Below are 16,386 nucleotides of genomic sequence, written 5' to 3'. Positions count from 1 at the left end.
TGCTGGCCATGGGCCGCGCGCTGATGGCGCGCCCCAAGGTGCTGCTGCTGGACGAGCCTTCCATGGGCCTCTCACCCATCATGGTCGACAAGATCTTCGAGGTGGTCGACACCATCCACAAGCAGGGTGTGACCATCCTGCTGGTCGAGCAGAACGCCTCGCGCGCCCTGGCCATGGCCAACCGCGGCTATGTGATGGAGTCCGGCGAGATCACCATGACCGGTGAGGCCAAAGCCTTGCTCACCGACCCCAAGGTCCGGGCGGCTTATTTGGGGGAATGACGAACAGAGGGGGGCAGGGCGCTGTGTTTGTCACAGCGGCGTCACGCAGTCTGCATAAACTGAGGTGATGAGCCTTGTGTCTGCCCCCGAAGCCGTGCTCCTGAACCGCGAGCAGGCCATTCTTGAGTTCAACCGCCGAGTGCTGGCGCAGGCGCAGCGCTCAGATGTGCCGCTGCTGGAGCGCCTGCGTTACATCACCATTGTGTCGTCCAACCTCGATGAGTTCTTCGAGGTGCGCTTTGCAGACGTGCTGGAGAGCACGCTCAGCGGCGGCGGTGAGGCCAACTACAGTGAGCTGGTGGCGGTCGCCTCAGCGGCCCATGCCTTGATTGACGAGCAGTACGCCGTCTTCAACGAAGTGGTGATGCCGGCCTTGCAGCGTCAGGGTATTGCGGTGGTCAACCATGCCGACCGCAGCCCGGCGCAGCGCGAGTGGGTGGCCCGCTTTTTTGAGCAGCAGGTCCGGCCACTGCTGATTCCGGTGGGCTTGGACCCTGCGCACCCCTTCCCGCAGGTGGCCAATAAGTCACTGAACTTCATCGTTCGCCTGGGCGGGCGGGCGGCCTTTGGCCGAGAGTCATCGATTGCGATCGTCAAGGTGCCCCGCGTCTTGCCGCGTGTGATTCGCCTGCCACCCGACCTCTGTCCGGCGGGGCAACAGCACTTTGTGTTGCTGTCCAGTGTGATTCGCGCCCACCTGGAGTCTTTGTTCCCTGGCCGGACGGTGGAGTCGTTCTCACAGTTCCGCGTGACCCGGGATTCCGACCTGGACGTCGACGAAGACGATGTCACCAACCTGCGCCAAGCGCTGCGCACCGGTTTGACCACGCGGCATTTTGGCCGGGCCATTCGCTTAGAGGTGGTCCGCTCCTGTCCTGAGGATTTGTGGCGCTTGCTGCTGGATCAATTTCAACTGCCCGAAGCGGCGCTGTATCGCGTCAACGGCCCCGTGAACCTGGTGCGCCTGGGTCAGTTGATCGACCAAGCCGACGACTTGCCCGGTCATGCTTTGCGCTTTGCGCCCTACGAGGGCAGTTGGCCTTCGGGGCGATTGGGCCGTGGTCGTTCCTTCTTCGAGGTGCTGGCCGAGCGGGACATCATGTTGCACCACCCCTTCGAGTGCTTCGATCCCGTGGTCGAGTTCTTGCGCGAAGCGGTGCATGACCCCGAGGTGCTGGCGATCCGCCAGACCATCTACCGCACCGGGGCGCAGTCGGTGTTGATGGACTTGCTGCTCGAAGCAGCGCGCCGCGGCAAAGAGGTGACGGCGGTGGTGGAGTTGAAGGCCCGATTTGACGAAGAGGCCAACATCAACTGGGCTGAGCGCTTGGAGTCCGTCGGTGCGCAGGTGGTGTATGGCATCGTCGGCTTGAAGACCCATGCCAAGCTGCTGCTGGTCACCCGGCGCGAGCTCAACAGCAAAGGCCAGGCGCGCCTGCGCCGCTACGTGCATCTGTCCACCGGCAACTACAACCCGCGCACGGCCAAGCTTTACACCGACGTGGGCTATCTCACCGCAGACCCAGGCATCACGGCTGACGCCGACGGCATCTTCCAGCAGATCGCCAGCCTCACCCGTGTGAAGCCGCCCAAACACTTGTTGACGGCGCCCTTTGTGTTGCATCGTCGGCTGCTGAAGCAGCTCGATCAAGTCGCCCAGGCGGCTGCGGCGGGCTTGCCAACCCGGGTGGTTGTCAAGTGCAATGCCTTGACCGACGACGCCTTGATCGCCGGCTTGCTGCGCGCAGCCCAGGCGGGCGCCCAGGTTGAGCTGATCATTCGCGGTGCTTGTACCTTGCGCCCTGGTGTGCCGGGCGTGAGCGAGAACATCCGAGTTCGCTCAGTGGTCGGGCGCTTCTTGGAGCACACGCGAGTCATCTATTTGCGCTGGGGCCCCTCGGACGATGACGAAGTGCTCTACCTGTCGAGTGCCGATTGGATGAGCCGCAATATGGAGCGGCGCATCGAGCTGGCCTGGCCGGTGAACGACCTCAAGCTGCGTCAGCGCGTGATCGACGAATGTTTGGTCCCCTATTTGCACGACGCCTGCGACGCCTGGACCTTGCAGGCGGACGGCAGCTACCTGCGAGAGCGTACCGACGGGCCCAGCGCGCAGCGCGCCCTGATGCAGCGCTTCGGTCGTTCAAGCACAGACTGAGGCCGCCGTCATGGACTTGATTCTCTGGCGCCACGCCGAAGCAGAAGAGCTGGAAGCTGGCGTCGACGACCCCGCACGCGGCCTGACGCCCAAAGGCGTGAAACACGCGCGGCGCGTGGCGGAGTGGTTGAACCGCTTCCTGCCGGATCGCACCCGCATCTTGGTCAGCCCTGCGCTGCGCGCGCAGCAGACGGCGGAAGCCTTGGAGCGCCGCTTCAAGACCTCTGAGGCCCTGGCGCCCGACGCGGGTGTGGAGGCCCTGCTGGCCGCCGCGCGCTGGCCTGAATCCCGCGAGCCTGTGCTGGTCATCGGCCATCAACCCACACTGGGCTTGGCGGCTGCCTACTTGATGACCGGCCCGCGCCTGGCGAGTGCGGCGGAAGGGGGGTTGCAGCCTTGGTCCGTGAAGAAGGGTGGGGTGTGGTGGCTGCGGCATCGACCCCGCGAGGACCGTGGCGAGGTGGTTCTGGTGGCGGTGCGTACCCCTGAAATGATCTAGGGCCTGCACCACGTACGGTGCATTTGCACCGAGACGGTGCAATGGGGCACTTTGTAGGTGCGCGGCAGGCTTCACCGTCCCGGTGCGCCCGGCGTCGCTTTGGTGCGAGTCTCGGCACACAACTTGCTCACTGAGTCGCGCTGCGCGCCATGCCGGTGCAGGCGCGCAGAAAGCGGTCAGGTTGTCGCGCCGCCGGGCGCAGTGCTGAGGGGTTTCTCATGGATCAAGTCAAGCAGGGCACAGATGCCTTGTTCATTTTGCTGGGCGCCATCATGGTGCTGGCCATGCACGCGGGCTTTGCCTTCTTGGAGCTGGGCACCGTGCGCAAAAAGAACCAGGTCAATGCGCTGGTCAAGATCCTGGTCGACTTCTCGGTCTCGACCGTCGCCTACTTCTTTGTCGGCTACACGGTGGCCTATGGCGTCAGCTTCTTCAGCGGTGCGGAGCTGTTGGCTGCCAAGAGCGGCTTTGAGCTGGTCAAGTTCTTCTTCTTGTTGACCTTTGCGGCAGCCATTCCGGCCATCGTCTCCGGCGGCATTGCCGAGCGTGCGCGCTTTGGCCCGCAACTGATGGCGACGGCGGTGATCGTCGGCGTCATCTACCCGCTGTTTGAAGGCGTGGTCTGGGGCGGCAAGTTCGAGCTGCAAGCGTGGCTGAAGGCGGCGACGGGCTTTGAGTTCCACGACTTTGCAGGCAGCGTGGTGGTGCATGCTGTGGGGGGCTGGATCGGCTTGGCCGCGGTGCTGCTGCTCGGGCCTCGGAGCAACCGCTATCGCAAAGACGGTGCGATGAGCGCTCACCCGCCGTCGTCCATTCCCTTTCTCGCACTGGGCGCTTGGATCCTGACGGTGGGCTGGTTCGGCTTCAATGTGATGAGCGCTCAAACCGTGGACAAGATTTCCGGCTTGGTGGCGGTCAATTCCCTGATGGCCATGGTGGGTGGCACGCTGGTGGCGGTGTTGCTGGGTCGCAATGACCCGGGCTTTGTCTACAACGGCCCCTTGGCAGGTTTGGTGGCGGTTTGCGCCGGCTCTGATGTGATGCACCCGATGGCCGCTTTGGTGGTTGGCGGCGTGGCTGGTGCCGTGTTCGTGAAGCTCTTTACCCTGACTCAAAACCGCTGGCGCATTGATGATGTGCTGGGGGTCTGGCCGTTGCACGGCTTGTGCGGTGCATGGGGGGGCATTGCTTGCGGCATCTTCGGCCAAACGGCCTTGGGTGGCATGGGCGGCGTGGGCTTCATGGCCCAGTTGGTGGGCACCTTGGCCGGTGTGGCCTGGGCGTTGGCAGGCGGCTTTGCGGTGTATGGCTTGATCAAGGCCCTTGCCGGCCTGCGCCTGAGCCAAGAAGAAGAGTTCGAAGGCGCTGACCTCAGCATCCACCGCATCGGCGCGACGCCGGACCGCGAGGTCAGCTGGTAATCAGTTCCGGGGCGCGGGCCTCGGCAGGCTTCGCCGGCGTCGCCTCTGCAACCTCAGGCTGCAGAGGCACCCACAAGGTGATGGTGGTGCCGACGCCCAGCTCACTGGTGAGGGTGATGTGCCCGCCATGCAAGGTGATCACCTCTTTCAAGATGGCCAGGCCCAGGCCTGCGCCCAAGATGTGACCTGAAGGGTCAGCTCGGAAGAAGCGCTCAAAGGCGCGCTCGCAGGCCTCGGGGCTCATGCCAATGCCCTTGTCTTCAACGCTGATGGCGGCAAAGGGGCGGCCCTCGTGCTCGGTCAGCACGGTGCGCAACACAATGGGGGCGTCGGGCGCCGAGTACTTGATGGCGTTGGAGGTGGCGTTGACGATGGCCTGCTGCAGCTTGGCCGGGTCGACCTTGGCCATCAGCGGCTTATCGCCACCGATCACCTGGATGCGGTGCGGGTTTTCGGGTGTGCCGCTGCTCTCGGCCGCGGTCTCCGCGACTTTGCGCAGATCGACCTCTTGCGTCACGAAGTCCTGCTCGCCCCGCGAATCCAGGCGAGCCAGGTCCAGCAATTCGTCCACCAGATGCTTGAGCACGCCGGCTTGGCGATAGACGATTTGATTGAGTTTTTCGCGCTTGGCGTCCGGCACATCCGGGCGCAAGAGCAGCTCTGAGAAGCCATAGACGCTGGCCAAGGGCGTGCGCAACTCATGCGCGGCAGTGGTCAGGAATTCGTCCTTGAGCCGTTCGACCTCGGTCTCGCTGGTCACGTCTCGGAAGTAGTAGACGCGGTGCAACTCACCCTCTCGTGAGCTGCGATGCAGGATGCACAAAGGCGGCCCGGCCAGTTGCACCACCGCATCGCCGGGGGTCAGTGGCGGGTTGGGTGCCATCTCGCCGCGCAGGCCGTCCAGCCACTCGTCCACGGCCTCCTCGCTCAAGCCAGTCAGATCGCCGGGTCGCAGCCCAAAGAGCTCGCTGAAGGCCGGGTTGGTGAAGACCAAGCGGAAGGTGTTGTCGTCGTGACGCTCGAACACCAAGACGCCGTTGGGGGAGAGGTCGCTGACCGCATCCAGCCAGGCCGTGCGTTCGCGCGCCTGAGTGCTTTGAGCCAGGGCATTGCGCTCCACTTGTTGCTTGCGCCGAGCGATGGTGCCGATGGTCCAAAACAGCAAGGCGTCGATGCACAAGCCCAGGATGGCCACCACATTGCTCTGCGTGGTGGCAAAGCCGGAGTCGGTGGTTTCAGCCTCGTAGTGGACGGTCCAGGTGTGACCGGCAACCGTCAGCGGGCGTTGCAAGCTCAGGGGAGGCGCTTGGGTGGCCGCACTGGGGTGGCTGCCGTAGAACTTGGAGCTCTCGGTGATGCGGTCCCCATCATGCAGCGTCAGCCGCATCTGTTCCGATTCGGCGCCCAGAACGCCATGCATCAAGTCATCGATGCGAAAAGGGGCATACACCCAGCCCCACAAGGCGGACCATCGCGCTTCCTGAGTGGCCGGCACTGTGTTGCCCCGATAGACAGGCACATAGAGCAAGAAGCCGCGCTGGACATCCTTGCCGTCTTCTTGCATCAACGTGACTGTGCCAGACAGGGCGGCCTGTCCAGATTCACCTGCGCGTCGCATGGCCGCGCTGCGGGTGGCCTCGGACATCATGTCAAAGCCAAAGGCGCGCAGATTGCGGCCTTCGAACGGCTCCAAGTAGACGATGGAGGTGTACAGATCGCGCAAGCCAGCGGGCTTGACCGCATAGTCCGCAAAGCCTTCTTGGCGCACGGCCTGCTCGTGGGCTGCCAGTTGCGGTGGGGCGATCAGCTTGGATACGCCCAAGCCTTGGATGCCCGGGTAGCGCTCGGCCAATTGCAGGGTGCTGACGTAGCGCTGCCATTGGCTGCGACTGACCTCGCCGCCTTGGGCGGCGAACAAAGCCACTCCGCCGCGCAGCGCGCCCTCATAAGTGGCCAGGCGTTGCTCAAGCCGCCGGTGCACATCGTCCGTGCGGCGCTCGAAGCGCTGTTGAGCTTCGTCGTGCGACAGGGTGTGTGACAGCCACCACGCAATCGCAGTCAGGGCCAAAGAAATCGCCAGGATGATCCAGGCGGCGGCGGGTCGGGTGAGCCAAGACTCAATCGCATTCGGAGGCGAAGGCGTGTGGGTCGCCTCAGCCGACTCCGCATGACCGGTATGTTCGATGATTTCCATTAAATCACCTTGGCGACGGATTGCAGGAGTTGTCTTGGACTAAAGGGTTTGACCAAGTAGGCATCTGCACCGGCACTCAGCCCAGCCTGCTTGTCTGCAGCTTGGTTTTTGGCGGACAACATCACCACTTTGGTGCGCTTACGGCTGGGGTCGGCCTTCAGCCGCTTGCAGACTGCCAGACCATTGAGCTGGCCGGGCATCATGACGTCGAGCAGCACCAGATCGGGGGCGAGCCGTTGGGCCATTTGAAGGCCTTGATCCCCGTCCTCGGCCTCGTGGATCTCAAAGTCTCCATGTTCGAGGCTCATGCGGATGAGGTCTCGAATATCGGCTTGGTCTTCTACGATCAGGATACGTTTCACGACAACAATCCTTCAGTGAGGACTTTGAAAGGCACCGCACAGCCGCGGGTGCGGCTTGGGCGCTTGATGGGTAATGCTGCACTCTAGGTGGGGGCTGGCGCGGCAGTTCCCTGCAAATGATGGGCATTGACGGTGGTATTCGGCCGCTGGTGGCGCCTGTTAACCTTCGGTGCATGGCTTCTGGGGGTGTTGCACCGCCTCCGCGCAACTTTTTCTCAGTGGTGGCCTCGTTGACTCCTGACGAGGACGAGGCCCAAAAGGATTTCAAGCATGTTTACCGGCATCGTTCAGGGCGTGGCGCAGGTGGCCCGCATCACAGATCAACCCGGCCTGCGCAGCTTCACGCTGAGTTTTCCCACAGGCTTTGCCCAGGGGCTCGAAGTGGGCGCCAGCGTGGCGTGCGATGGGGTATGCCTGACGGTGACCCGGGTGGGGCCTGGCGATCAGGCCGAGTTTGATGTGATGCAACAAAGCCTGGCCTTGACCACCCTGGGCGCTTTACAAGAGGGCAGCCGCCTCAACGTCGAGCGTGCTGCGCGCGACGGGGCCGAAATCGGCGGCCATCCGCTCTCAGGTCATGTCGACTTCACGGCGCAGTTGGCATCGATTCGCCAACCGGAAAACAACCATGTGCTGCGCTTGGCGGTGCCAGAGCGTTGGGTTCGCTATGTGTTTGCCAAGGGCTATATCGCCGTCAACGGTGCCAGCCTCACGGTGGCGGAGTGCAACCGCCAAGAGGGTTGGTTTGAGGTCTGGTTGATTCCCGAGACGTTGCGCATGACCACGTTTGGTGAGAAGGGTGTGGGAGACCGCTTGAACATCGAAATCGAGCGTGCCACCCAGGTGTTTGTGGACACCGTGCGTGAGGCTTTGGACGAGCGGCTGGGGCCCCTGATGCCAGCGCTGGAAGCGCTGTTGAAGGGACAAGGCTCTTCAGTGGATGAATTGGCTCAGCCTTTGCCTAAGCGCCTGTCGTGAAGCTTTCCCGAAGTGCGCGCATCATTAATTTGCCTATAGGCGATTCCTGATTCAAGAAGATACTTCGCTCTCAGAGACTCGGCCCAGCTTTTGGCCTGGTGCACAGGGTCCGCTATGGAGGAGTGATGAATCAATTGAATCAGGTCGGCCAAGGCCCCCTCAAGGTCTTGTGGCTGCACGGCTTGTTTGGCCATGCGCAGGCATGGGGGCCGATGGTCTCTTGCTTGAACACCGCTTTGTTCAGCCATGTATTCATCGACTGGCGGGGCTATGGCCGCCGCAAACAGGTGCCCGGGCGCCACGACCTCACAGAAATGGCAGAAGACGCCCTGGCCCTGGCTGATCAGCTAGGCTGGGCTCAGTTTGCGGTGGTCGCTCACGATGTGGGGGCCTTGGCAGCGCTGCAAATGCTGTCGATGGCACCCCAGCGCTTGCGGCGGTGGTCGGCCATTGCGCCGGTGCCGCCCTCGGGCTTGTCGCTGAGTGCTGCGGACAGTGCTTTTTACGCCAATGCGGCCACACAAAGCGATGTGCGTCGAAGCCTGCTGGACTTGGCCACGGGGCAACGGCTGGCAGGCCCGTGGCTGGAACACATGGTCCGGCAGTCTGTCGAGTCGGCCACCAGCTCGGCTTTCGGGGACTATTTCAGAGCTTGCACACACAGCACTGTGGCCGCGCAAGCTGGCTGGGCCTCGCCTGCCTTGCAGGTGTTGGCCGGTGAGTTCGATGGCTTGTTGCCCGACGCCCTCCTGCGCCGATCATGGCTCTCTGGCCACCCCGACGCTCAGTTTGAGGTGTTGCGCAATGCAGGGCACTTTCCCATGGAGGAAACGCCCGTCGTGCTGGCGGCCACCGTAGAGCGCTTTTTGTGTGCCTGAGCGTCAGACCCTGAAGTTATTGACGGTCACGACCAAGTGCTGCGCCTGGTTGCGCAGGCTCTCAGCGGCTGCGCTGGTTTGCTCCACGAGGGCTGCATTTTGCTGGGTGCCGCTGTCCATGCCAGCCACCGACGCATTGACCTGAGAGACGCCTTCGCTTTGCTCTTGGCTGGCGCGGCTGATGTCGGCAATGATCTGCGTCACGCGCTGGATCGAGCTCACCACTTCGCCCATGGTGTTGCCCGCGTTGTCCACCAAGGCCGTGCCTTGCGACACCTGCTCGACACTGGTGTTGATCAGCCCTTTGATCTCGCGCGCAGCATCAGCCGAGCGTTGTGCCAAAGAGCGCACCTCGCTGGCGACCACGGCAAAACCGCGGCCCTGCTCGCCGGCGCGTGCGGCCTCCACCGCAGCATTCAGCGCCAAGATATTGGTGCGAAACGCGATGCCGTCGATCACGCCAATGATGTCGACGATGCGACGCGACGCGTCGTGGATGCCACGCATGGTGTCCACCACTTTGCTGACGACCTCCCCACCACGGGTTGCGACCTCGCTGGCCGTCGTGGCCAGGTGGCTGGCTTGCTGGGCATGCTCAGCGTTTTGCTTGATGGTGGCGCCCAGCTCTTCCATGGAGGAGGCCGTTTCTTGAAGGGCTGAGGCCTGCTGCTCGGTGCGCTCGGCCAGATCGCCATTGCCCTGCGCAATCTGGGCGCTGGCGGTGGCCACATGCTCTGCATCCCGGCGCACGTTGTCGACCAGCTGTTTCAGTTGCGCTTGCATGTCGCTCAAGGCCGTCAACAAGCGCCCGGCTTCGTCCTGGTCATGGCCTTCAATGTGATGCGTCAGATCGCCGCCGGCAATCGTTCGGGCGGCGTCCATCGCGCGTTGCAGTGGGCGGGTGACAGCGCGGGTCATCATCACCGCAATGGTCACGCCACCCAAGCAGGCCAGCAACATCAAGCCCACACTCCAGATCAGGGCCTGTTGCCCTCGGGCGTAGGCAGTCGCTGCAATCTCCGCATTGCGCTTGGCCAACCGGGCATTGATGTCCCTGATGAGCCTGGCGGGCTCGCGGTCTACGCCGCGCACCGCCCCGTCGCCAACGGAGGGCTCTAGCCCTGACTCTTTGAATTTCTCCAGCCCTGCGCGATAGGCGACAGCCATTCTTTGGTGAGTGGCCATGAACCTGTCGAGTTCAGTCTTGAGAGCTGGTTCCGACTGAGCCAAGCGCTCCGACAATTGCTTGGCACCGTCCGCCACGGCCTTCTCCTCGGCCACAAAAGCCTTCCAGTGCTTCTCCAGCAGGGCGTTGTCCATGCCCCTCAAGAGCGTGTTCTTCCACTCTTGAACCTGTGTCTTGAAGTGGCCTTCCAGCGCAGCCGTCGCACGCTCGTCGGCCATGCGCTCCTGAACATCGGTCTGAAAAGTGTCCAGCGCGCGTCCTGCCATCCACAAGCCGCCACTGCCCGCGCCCAGGGTCAAGATCAGAGCAGTCCCAAAGGCCAAGGGAATTTTTTGACTTAAGTTCATGGCGTGCAACCTAGCGAGGGTCCTGAGTGAGGGCGGCGCGGAGTGAGAGCGCGCATCCCAGGGGATCTTCGCGTGTCCTTGGCCGCTGCAGTGGGTCGAATACACGCCCTAAACGGGCCATCTCCCCCGCATTACCCCCCATCTTGGGGGCGCAGTCCGGGGTTCAAACCATTAGCCTTGGCGGCCTGACAACGAGGAGGCCCCTCATGCAACGCTGCGTTTGGTGCTCTGGCTTGGGCCTGCTGCCCCTGGCTTTGGCTGTGGGGCCCGTGCAGGCTGCTCCTGCTGACGCGCCGGCTCTACTTTTGGCCAAGTCGGCGGCGCCCTCCATCGATCCTGCTGGCTATCTGGTCAGTGAAAAGCTCGATGGCGTCCGGGCCTTCTGGGACGGCCAGCGCTTGTGGAGCCGGGGCGGCCTGCCGATTGCCGCACCGGCTTGGTTCACCCAAAAGCTCCCGGCGGTGGCCTTGGACGGCGAGCTGTGGATGGGCCGCGGCCGCTTTGAAGCGCTCTCCGGCGCGGTGCGCCAAGCCGAACCGGACCCAGCCGCTTGGCGCTTGATCAGCTTTCGGGTGTTTGAGATGCCGGGCGCTGCAGGCTCGTTTGAGCAGCGCGCCCAAGGCCTTCGCCGGGTCGTGGAGCAAGCCCAGTTCAGCGGACTGCAGTGGGTGGCGCAAGAACTGGTCGCTGACCGTGCCGCGCTGCAGCGCCGGCTGGCGGAGGTGGTGGCGGCCGGCGGCGAGGGCTTGATGCTGCACAAAGCCGATGCCCCTTACCTCACAGGCCGCAGCGACGTGCTGCTCAAGCTCAAGCCTGTGGAGGACGCAGACGCGGTGGTGATTGGCTATGAGCCCGGCAAGGGCCGCTTCGCCGGGCAAACCGGCGCACTGAGGGTGCGCGACGAGCAAGGGCGCGTCTTCAGTGTGGGCAGTGGTTTGAGCGAAGCCCAGCGTTCGAGCCCGCCGCCCTTGGGCAGCACGGTCACGGTGCGCTGGCGCGGCACCACGGCCAAGGGCTTGCCCCGGTTTGCCACCTTGTGGCGCTTGCGCGAGCCCGGCCTCTGAGGCCGCTGAGTTATCGTCGCCCCATGAGTGAATTCAGCTTTTTCTGGCACGACTACGAAACCTTTGGCCGGGTGCCGCGCCGCGACCGTCCTTCCCAGTTTGCGGGGGTGCGCACCGATGCTGATCTGAACGAGATCGGCGAGCCGCTGATGCACTATTGCCAGCCCCCGCTCGATGCACTGCCTGACCCTGAAGCCTGCTTGCTCACCGGTATCCTGCCTCAGCATTGCCAAGCCCAGGGCCTGCCCGAGCACCTCTTTGCGGCGACGATTGAAAAGGCCTTGTCGCAGCCCGGCACCATCGGCGTGGGCTACAACACCATCCGCTTCGACGATGAAGTGACCCGCCACCTGTTCTGGCGCAACCTCATCGACCCTTATGCGCGCGAGTACAAAAACGACTGCGGCCGCTGGGACCTGCTGGACGTGGTGCGCTGCACCTGGGCGCTGCGGCCCGAGGGGATTGAGTGGCCCCAGCACGAGGATGGCCGGCCGTCATTCAAGCTGGAGCACCTCACCGCCGCCAATGGCCTGAGCCACGAAGCGGCGCACGATGCGCTCTCTGACGTGCGAGCCACCGTCGCCTTGGCTCGGCTGATCAAGACGAAACAGCCCAAGCTCTGGGACTTCTGCCTGCGGCTGCGCCACAAGCAGGCCGTGTGGGACGAAATCGGCGTGGGCCGCCCGTTTTTGCACATCTCGGGCATGTATGGCGTGGAGCGGGGCTGCCTGGCCGTGGTCTGGCCGCTGGCGCCGCACCCGACCAACAAGAACGAACTCATCGTCTGGGACCTGGCCCAAGACCCGACCGAGCTGTTTGGCCTGAACGCGGCCCAGATCCGCGAGCGGGTGTTCACCCGCGCCGAAGAGCTGCCCGAAGGCGTCACACGACTGCCGCTCAAGAGCATCCATGTCAACAAATCGCCCATCGTCATTGCCAACTTGCGCACCCTGAGCCCGGCCATGGCCGAGCGCTGGGGCATGGACATGGCCCAGGCCTTGCGCCATGCCGAGCTGGCGGCCCAGGGTGGGGCGCGCATGGCCGGCATCTGGCCTGATGTGTTTGCCCGCCCAGAGCGGGGAGAGCCCGCCGATGTCGATGAAGACCTCTACGGCGGCTTTGTGGGCCCGCAAGACCGCGGCCGCTTGGACCGCCTGCGGGCGCGGCCCGAGGATCTGGACGCCCAGCGCCGCGCCAGCTTTGACGACCCGCGCCTGGGCGAGCTGCACTTCCGCTGGCGTGCCCGCAACTTTGCCCAGAGCCTGGACGCCACCGAGCGCGCTCGCTGGCAGCAGCACTGCGTGGAGCGCTTGCACCATGGGGTGGGCGGGGGCCTCAGCTTGCAGGCCTTCCAAGACCGCATTGACGAGTTGGGGGAGTCGGCCGACGACGCCGCCCAAGACCTGCTGGGCGCCCTGATGGACTGGGCCGAGCAGATTGCGCCGCCCTTGGACTGAGCCTGCCTGGGCGGCCTCGGGCTTGCCCTCTGCACACGACGCACGGGCTGGCGTAAGGTCTGGGCGTAGGATGGCTCAGTCATTCACCAACCCTCAGGAGAACCCATGCTCAAGTCCGGTATCGACCAAGACGCCCTGATCCAGCAATTTGCCCAAGCCAGCGCCAAGGGCACGGCGCAGTTGCGCAAGGGCGTCACCGACGCCACGCTCAAGGCCCTGCAAGGGCGAGAGCTGAGCCTGAAGAACATTCGTGCGGTGGTCAAGTCCGTGACCCAAGCGGCCAGTGCTGGGGCGGCGCAAAACACCAATGTCGACCCTGAGGGTTTGCTCAATTCGGCCGTGGCGGGCTTGGATGACGCGTTGATCAAAGCCGTCGAGGCCAACAAGCTGGCGCTGCAGCGCTTTGTGGACCAAGGCATGAGCTTGCAGCAAAAACCGTTGCAAGAGGCCCTCTCCAACCTGGAGAAATTTGAAGACACGATGTTTGCCGCCATCAAAAAGGCGGCGGCCGGCGCCGACGCGCCGATGACCGGCCCCTGGAGCCAAGTCATGGAGCAGTTCCAAAAGGCCGGCAGCCAATCCGGCCTGCAGGCCACCGCCACCGTGGCCCAGCTCACCGACCAGATGCAAACCACCTTGCGGGACAGCCGCGCCGCCAGCCTCAAGGCCGTGCAAACCCTGGCCGACAGCTACACCGCCATGGTCAGCGGCGTGCTGCTGGGCTTGTCGGATGCCTTCAGCCAGGGCGGTGTGGCCGCTGCTCCTGCCCCAGCGGCCAAGAGCAGCCGGGCCAAGAAGTAGAGCGGCTTCTCTAGAGGCGGCGGGCGTGGGCGCAGACACTCTCGCCTCCCGCTTTTTCGTGCCGCCTGAGCCCGTGGGCTCAGGCGCGCTGTGTCTCACCAACCCTCATCCACCATGACAGCAGTCGTCATCAGCGGCACCGGCTTGTTCCAGGCGCCTCATGTCATCACCAATGCCGAACTGGTCGAGGCTTTCAATGCCTACACCGAGCGCTATAACGCTGAACATGCGGTGGCCATCGCCGCTGGCGAGCGCGAGCCCTTGTCGCCCTCCAGTGTGGAATTCATCGAAAAAGCCTCGGGCATCAAGCAGCGCTTTGTGATGGACAAGGCTGGTGTGCTGGACCCGGCGCGCATGTATCCCAAGTTTGAGCCGCGCCCCGACGACCAGATGTCCTTGATGGCCGAGATCGGTGTGGATGCCGCCCAAAAAGCACTGGCAGCGGCCGGCCGAGAGGGGCATGAGATCGATGCCGTGATCTGCGGTGCCTCGAACATGCAGCGCGCCTATCCGGCCATGGCGGTGGAGATTCAGCAAGGCATTGGCGCCCAAGGCTATGGTTTCGACATGAACGTGGCCTGCTCCACCGCCACCTTTGCCATTGAGCAGGCTTACAACGCTGTGCGCTCGGGCAGCGCACGCCGGGTGCTGGTGGTCAACCCCGAGATCACTTCAGCCCACCTGGAATGGCGCGACCGCGACTGCCACTTCATCTTTGGCGATGTCTGCACCGCCACCGTGGTGGAGCGGGCTGATGAAGCCCGCAGCAGTGATTGTTTTGAGATCCTGGGCACCAAGCTGTCGACCCAGTTTTCCAACAACATCCGCAACAACTTTGGCTTCATGAACCGCTGTGAAGACACGCCGCATGACGCCCGCGACAAAACCTTCCGCCAAGAAGGCCGCAAGGTCTTCAAAGAGGTGGTGCCCATGGCCGCCGCCCACATCAGCGCGCACCTTGAAGCCCTGGGCTTCACCGCGCCGCAGGTGCGCCGCTTCTGGCTGCACCAAGCCAACCTGGGCATGAACCAGTTCATCATCCGCAAGCTGCTGGGGCAGGAGCCCGACGCCGAAGTCGCGCCGCTCATCCTCGACCGCTATGCCAACACCTCGTCGGCTGGCTCCATCATTGCCTTTCACGAAACCCGAGGCGACATGGCCAAGGGAGACTTGGGCGTCATCTGCTCTTTTGGCGCGGGATATTCCATCGGCTCGGTGCTCTTGCGCCGCCAATGAGCGTTTGGCTGTTCGAGACCGCCAGGCTGGGCGCCCGCCCACCGACGGCGGATGACCTCGCGGCCATGGTGGCCGTTTACGGCGATGCCGAGGCCATGCGCTATGTGGGAGATGGCGAGGCGCTGACGGCCGAGCGTTGCCAAGAATGGCTCGCCGTGATCGAGCAGCGCTATGCGCTCAAGGGCTATGGCATGGCCGCGCTGTGCCGGCGGTCTGACGAGGTGGTGCTGGGCTTTTGTGGTGTAGTGCATCCCGAGCTGCGGCCCTTGGGCGAGATCAAATACGCTTTGGCGCGCGAGCACTGGGGCCAAGGCTATGCCACCGAGGCGGTACGCGGCATGCTCGAGTACATCGCCAAGAACTTTTCCCCGACGCAGATCGCTGCCACGGTCAACCCGGCCCACCTGCGATCTCAACAAGTCTTGAGCAAGGCCGGCATGCTCAAAGGCGGCTTGCGAGCCAATGCCGATGGCAGCTTCACCCAGCTCTTTTGGTGGCGCGAGCCGACAGAAGCCGATCTTCAGAGCGTCTGAGTGGCCGACGGCGCATGCAGGGTCACATCCCCCAGCGCCTCCGCCACACAGGGCAGCACCAGCCCTTGCTCACGCTCCTCGGTGCTCAAGCCGGGCCACTCCACCCGATAGCGCACCTGCCCCGACGTCATCGGGCACAAGCACGCACGGCAGGTGCCGTTGCGACAGGACTTCGCCAGCCGCACGCCAGCGCTCAAGGCTGCTTCCAGCAGGCTTTGGCCGGGCTCTATCGGCAGGGTCCAACCGGCAGGGGTGATGGTCAGTTGGGGCATGCAGAGTCCGCGAGGTCGGGCCATCGCAGGCCGTTGGGCAGGCTCGCCGGCCCAAAAACAAAGTGCAAGACTCGGCGCCGGCTGGTGCCAGTCGCTTTCGAGGATGCATGCAGCAGCAAAGGGCGCATGCATACAACATCCCCCACATGCGCCACGCAAGTCTGTTCAGCGGCGCGTTGTCGCCATCCCGGAGCCAGCTCTGCATCAATGACGCCGTGCAGGTGCGTTCCGCACAGCACCCTGAGCGGCCCGTCCTCTGGGCCGCAAGGATCCAGATGCAGCCTCACGGCGACCAAGCTCGCCAGCACCGTTGGGGGAGCTTGAACAAACCATTGCCCTTGCTTCAAAGACCATCCCTGCCACCCCAAAGCTTCAACACGCTGCGCCACGGGAATAGAGAGGTCTTGATGCAGGCTGACCAGCCAGGTACGCAGGCGGTCCTTCTCGAAGTAAGTGCATTGAACGGCACGCGGCGTAGAAGCGAGCAACTGCTTTAAGGAAGGGTGCTCACGCAATTGCGTGGCCAACGCTTTGCACCAGCGTTCTTGAAGCAATTGCCGTGTGCCCGCGGAGTCGCTGACCAAAGGAGCCAGCTCACGCTCGATATCTGCACATTGCGGCGCCGTCAGGACGCCGGGAATCGACAGTACGCCCAGTTGATCTAAGTTTTCCGCAGCGGTCATTCGAAGTGGTTTCCACAGCACAGATGCCATGCTGCC

General features: G+C 63.9%; 16 protein-coding genes. 11 read left to right on the top strand and 5 right to left on the bottom strand.

Annotated features, from left to right (window positions below):
- From KAK11_RS20805 to KAK11_RS20790, 4 genes are all read left to right on the top strand, one after another.
- Window positions 1–281: ATP-binding cassette domain-containing protein (locus tag KAK11_RS20805; protein ID WP_510606745.1), on the top strand; the 281-nt coding region annotated here is incomplete at its 5' end.
- A gap of 67 nt (window positions 282–348) precedes the next feature.
- Window positions 349–2,439, top strand: a complete 2,091-nt coding sequence (ppk1, locus tag KAK11_RS20800; RefSeq protein ID WP_210811460.1) for a polyphosphate kinase 1 — start codon at window positions 349–351, stop codon at window positions 2,437–2,439.
- A 10-nt stretch (window positions 2,440–2,449) separates the two neighbouring features.
- Window positions 2,450–2,938: a phosphohistidine phosphatase SixA gene (gene sixA, locus KAK11_RS20795; protein ID WP_210811458.1), complete on the top strand. Its 489-nt coding sequence runs from the start codon at window positions 2,450–2,452 to the stop codon at window positions 2,936–2,938.
- A gap of 218 nt (window positions 2,939–3,156) precedes the next feature.
- Window positions 3,157–4,359 carry an ammonium transporter gene (locus KAK11_RS20790; protein WP_210811457.1) on the top strand — a complete coding sequence of 401 codons (1,203 nt, stop codon included), beginning with the start codon at window positions 3,157–3,159 and terminating at the stop codon, window positions 4,357–4,359.
- On the opposite strand, the gene KAK11_RS20785 is transcribed toward KAK11_RS20790, so the two are convergent.
- Together KAK11_RS20785 and KAK11_RS20780 are read right to left on the bottom strand one after the other, a co-directional pair.
- Window positions 4,349–6,553 carry a CHASE domain-containing sensor histidine kinase gene (locus tag KAK11_RS20785; protein WP_210811456.1) on the bottom strand — a complete coding sequence of 735 codons (2,205 nt, stop codon included), beginning with the start codon at window positions 6,551–6,553 and terminating at the stop codon, window positions 4,349–4,351. The two genes, KAK11_RS20790 and KAK11_RS20785, sit on opposite strands and share 11 nt — an antisense overlap.
- Entirely contained in the window at window positions 6,553–6,915 is a 363-nt protein-coding gene (locus KAK11_RS20780; protein ID WP_210811454.1) for a response regulator transcription factor, read from the bottom strand. Before KAK11_RS20780 ends, KAK11_RS20785 begins: the two co-directional genes overlap by 1 nt.
- Before the next feature lie 270 nt (window positions 6,916–7,185).
- On the opposite strand from KAK11_RS20780, the gene KAK11_RS20775 reads away from it, so the two are divergent.
- Window positions 7,186–7,893 (top strand): riboflavin synthase subunit alpha, encoded by a 708-nt coding sequence (locus tag KAK11_RS20775; RefSeq protein WP_210811453.1) that lies wholly within the window; start codon window positions 7,186–7,188, stop codon window positions 7,891–7,893.
- Between the two features lie 125 nt (window positions 7,894–8,018).
- Window positions 8,019–8,771, top strand: coding sequence for an alpha/beta fold hydrolase (locus KAK11_RS20770; RefSeq protein ID WP_210811452.1), 753 nt, complete (start codon window positions 8,019–8,021; stop codon window positions 8,769–8,771).
- Window positions 8,772–8,774: 3 nt separating this feature from the next.
- On the opposite strand, the gene KAK11_RS20765 is transcribed toward KAK11_RS20770, so the two are convergent.
- Window positions 8,775–10,304 carry a methyl-accepting chemotaxis protein gene (locus KAK11_RS20765; RefSeq protein WP_210811451.1) on the bottom strand — a complete coding sequence of 510 codons (1,530 nt, stop codon included), beginning with the start codon at window positions 10,302–10,304 and terminating at the stop codon, window positions 8,775–8,777.
- A 206-nt stretch (window positions 10,305–10,510) separates the two neighbouring features.
- Between KAK11_RS20765 and KAK11_RS20760 the strand changes: the two genes are divergently transcribed.
- From KAK11_RS20760 to KAK11_RS20740, 5 genes are all read left to right on the top strand, one after another.
- The gene (locus KAK11_RS20760; RefSeq protein WP_210811450.1) at window positions 10,511–11,368 is read left to right on the top strand and encodes a DNA ligase; all 858 of its coding nucleotides are present in this window, start codon (window positions 10,511–10,513) and stop codon (window positions 11,366–11,368) included.
- Between the two features lie 23 nt (window positions 11,369–11,391).
- Entirely contained in the window at window positions 11,392–12,825 is a 1,434-nt protein-coding gene (gene sbcB / locus KAK11_RS20755; protein ID WP_210811449.1) for an exodeoxyribonuclease I, read from the top strand.
- Window positions 12,826–12,930: 105 nt separating this feature from the next.
- Window positions 12,931–13,626, top strand: coding sequence for a DUF6781 family protein (locus tag KAK11_RS20750; RefSeq protein WP_210811446.1), 696 nt, complete (start codon window positions 12,931–12,933; stop codon window positions 13,624–13,626).
- Between the two features lie 114 nt (window positions 13,627–13,740).
- A complete protein-coding gene (locus KAK11_RS20745; RefSeq protein WP_210811444.1) occupies window positions 13,741–14,862 on the top strand; it encodes a beta-ketoacyl-ACP synthase III in 1,122 nt (373 codons plus the stop codon).
- Window positions 14,859–15,395 (top strand): GNAT family N-acetyltransferase, encoded by a 537-nt coding sequence (locus KAK11_RS20740; RefSeq protein ID WP_210811443.1) that lies wholly within the window; start codon window positions 14,859–14,861, stop codon window positions 15,393–15,395. The genes KAK11_RS20745 and KAK11_RS20740 overlap by 4 nt, the downstream gene beginning before the upstream one ends.
- Here the strand turns inward: KAK11_RS20740 and KAK11_RS20735 are convergent.
- Window positions 15,383–15,667, bottom strand: coding sequence for a 2Fe-2S iron-sulfur cluster-binding protein (locus tag KAK11_RS20735; protein ID WP_210811442.1), 285 nt, complete (start codon window positions 15,665–15,667; stop codon window positions 15,383–15,385). The genes KAK11_RS20740 and KAK11_RS20735 overlap by 13 nt on opposite strands.
- Window positions 15,655–16,350: a phytanoyl-CoA dioxygenase family protein gene (locus tag KAK11_RS20730; protein WP_210811440.1), complete on the bottom strand. Its 696-nt coding sequence runs from the start codon at window positions 16,348–16,350 to the stop codon at window positions 15,655–15,657. Before KAK11_RS20730 ends, KAK11_RS20735 begins: the two co-directional genes overlap by 13 nt.
- Window positions 16,351–16,386: the final 36 nt, after the last annotated feature.

The sequence above is a fragment of the Ideonella paludis genome (assembly GCF_018069865.1).
Classification (GTDB): domain Bacteria; phylum Pseudomonadota; class Gammaproteobacteria; order Burkholderiales; family Burkholderiaceae_C; genus Ideonella; species Ideonella paludis.
The sequence above is the reverse complement of the archived record's forward strand: the minus strand, read 5'-3'. Positions and strand labels throughout refer to the sequence as shown.

Excerpts from the sequence above, each read along its gene's own strand:
- ppk1 (WP_210811460.1), top strand. The coding sequence starts at position 349 with ATGAGCCTTGTGTCTGCCCCCGAAGCCGTGCTCCTGAACCGCGAGCAG.
- sixA (WP_210811458.1), top strand. The coding sequence starts at position 2,450 with ATGGACTTGATTCTCTGGCGCCACGCCGAAGCAGAAGAGCTGGAAGCT.
- KAK11_RS20790 (WP_210811457.1), top strand. The coding sequence starts at position 3,157 with ATGGATCAAGTCAAGCAGGGCACAGATGCCTTGTTCATTTTGCTGGGC.
- KAK11_RS20785 (WP_210811456.1), bottom strand. The coding sequence starts at position 6,553 with ATGGAAATCATCGAACATACCGGTCATGCGGAGTCGGCTGAGGCGACC.
- KAK11_RS20775 (WP_210811453.1), top strand. The coding sequence starts at position 7,186 with ATGTTTACCGGCATCGTTCAGGGCGTGGCGCAGGTGGCCCGCATCACA.
- KAK11_RS20770 (WP_210811452.1), top strand. The coding sequence starts at position 8,019 with ATGAATCAATTGAATCAGGTCGGCCAAGGCCCCCTCAAGGTCTTGTGG.
- KAK11_RS20765 (WP_210811451.1), bottom strand. The coding sequence starts at position 10,304 with ATGAACTTAAGTCAAAAAATTCCCTTGGCCTTTGGGACTGCTCTGATC.
- KAK11_RS20760 (WP_210811450.1), top strand. The coding sequence starts at position 10,511 with ATGCAACGCTGCGTTTGGTGCTCTGGCTTGGGCCTGCTGCCCCTGGCT.
- sbcB (WP_210811449.1), top strand. The coding sequence starts at position 11,392 with ATGAGTGAATTCAGCTTTTTCTGGCACGACTACGAAACCTTTGGCCGG.
- KAK11_RS20750 (WP_210811446.1), top strand. The coding sequence starts at position 12,931 with ATGCTCAAGTCCGGTATCGACCAAGACGCCCTGATCCAGCAATTTGCC.
- KAK11_RS20745 (WP_210811444.1), top strand. The coding sequence starts at position 13,741 with ATGACAGCAGTCGTCATCAGCGGCACCGGCTTGTTCCAGGCGCCTCAT.
- KAK11_RS20740 (WP_210811443.1), top strand. The coding sequence starts at position 14,859 with ATGAGCGTTTGGCTGTTCGAGACCGCCAGGCTGGGCGCCCGCCCACCG.
- KAK11_RS20735 (WP_210811442.1), bottom strand. The coding sequence starts at position 15,667 with ATGCCCCAACTGACCATCACCCCTGCCGGTTGGACCCTGCCGATAGAG.
- KAK11_RS20730 (WP_210811440.1), bottom strand. The coding sequence starts at position 16,350 with ATGACCGCTGCGGAAAACTTAGATCAACTGGGCGTACTGTCGATTCCC.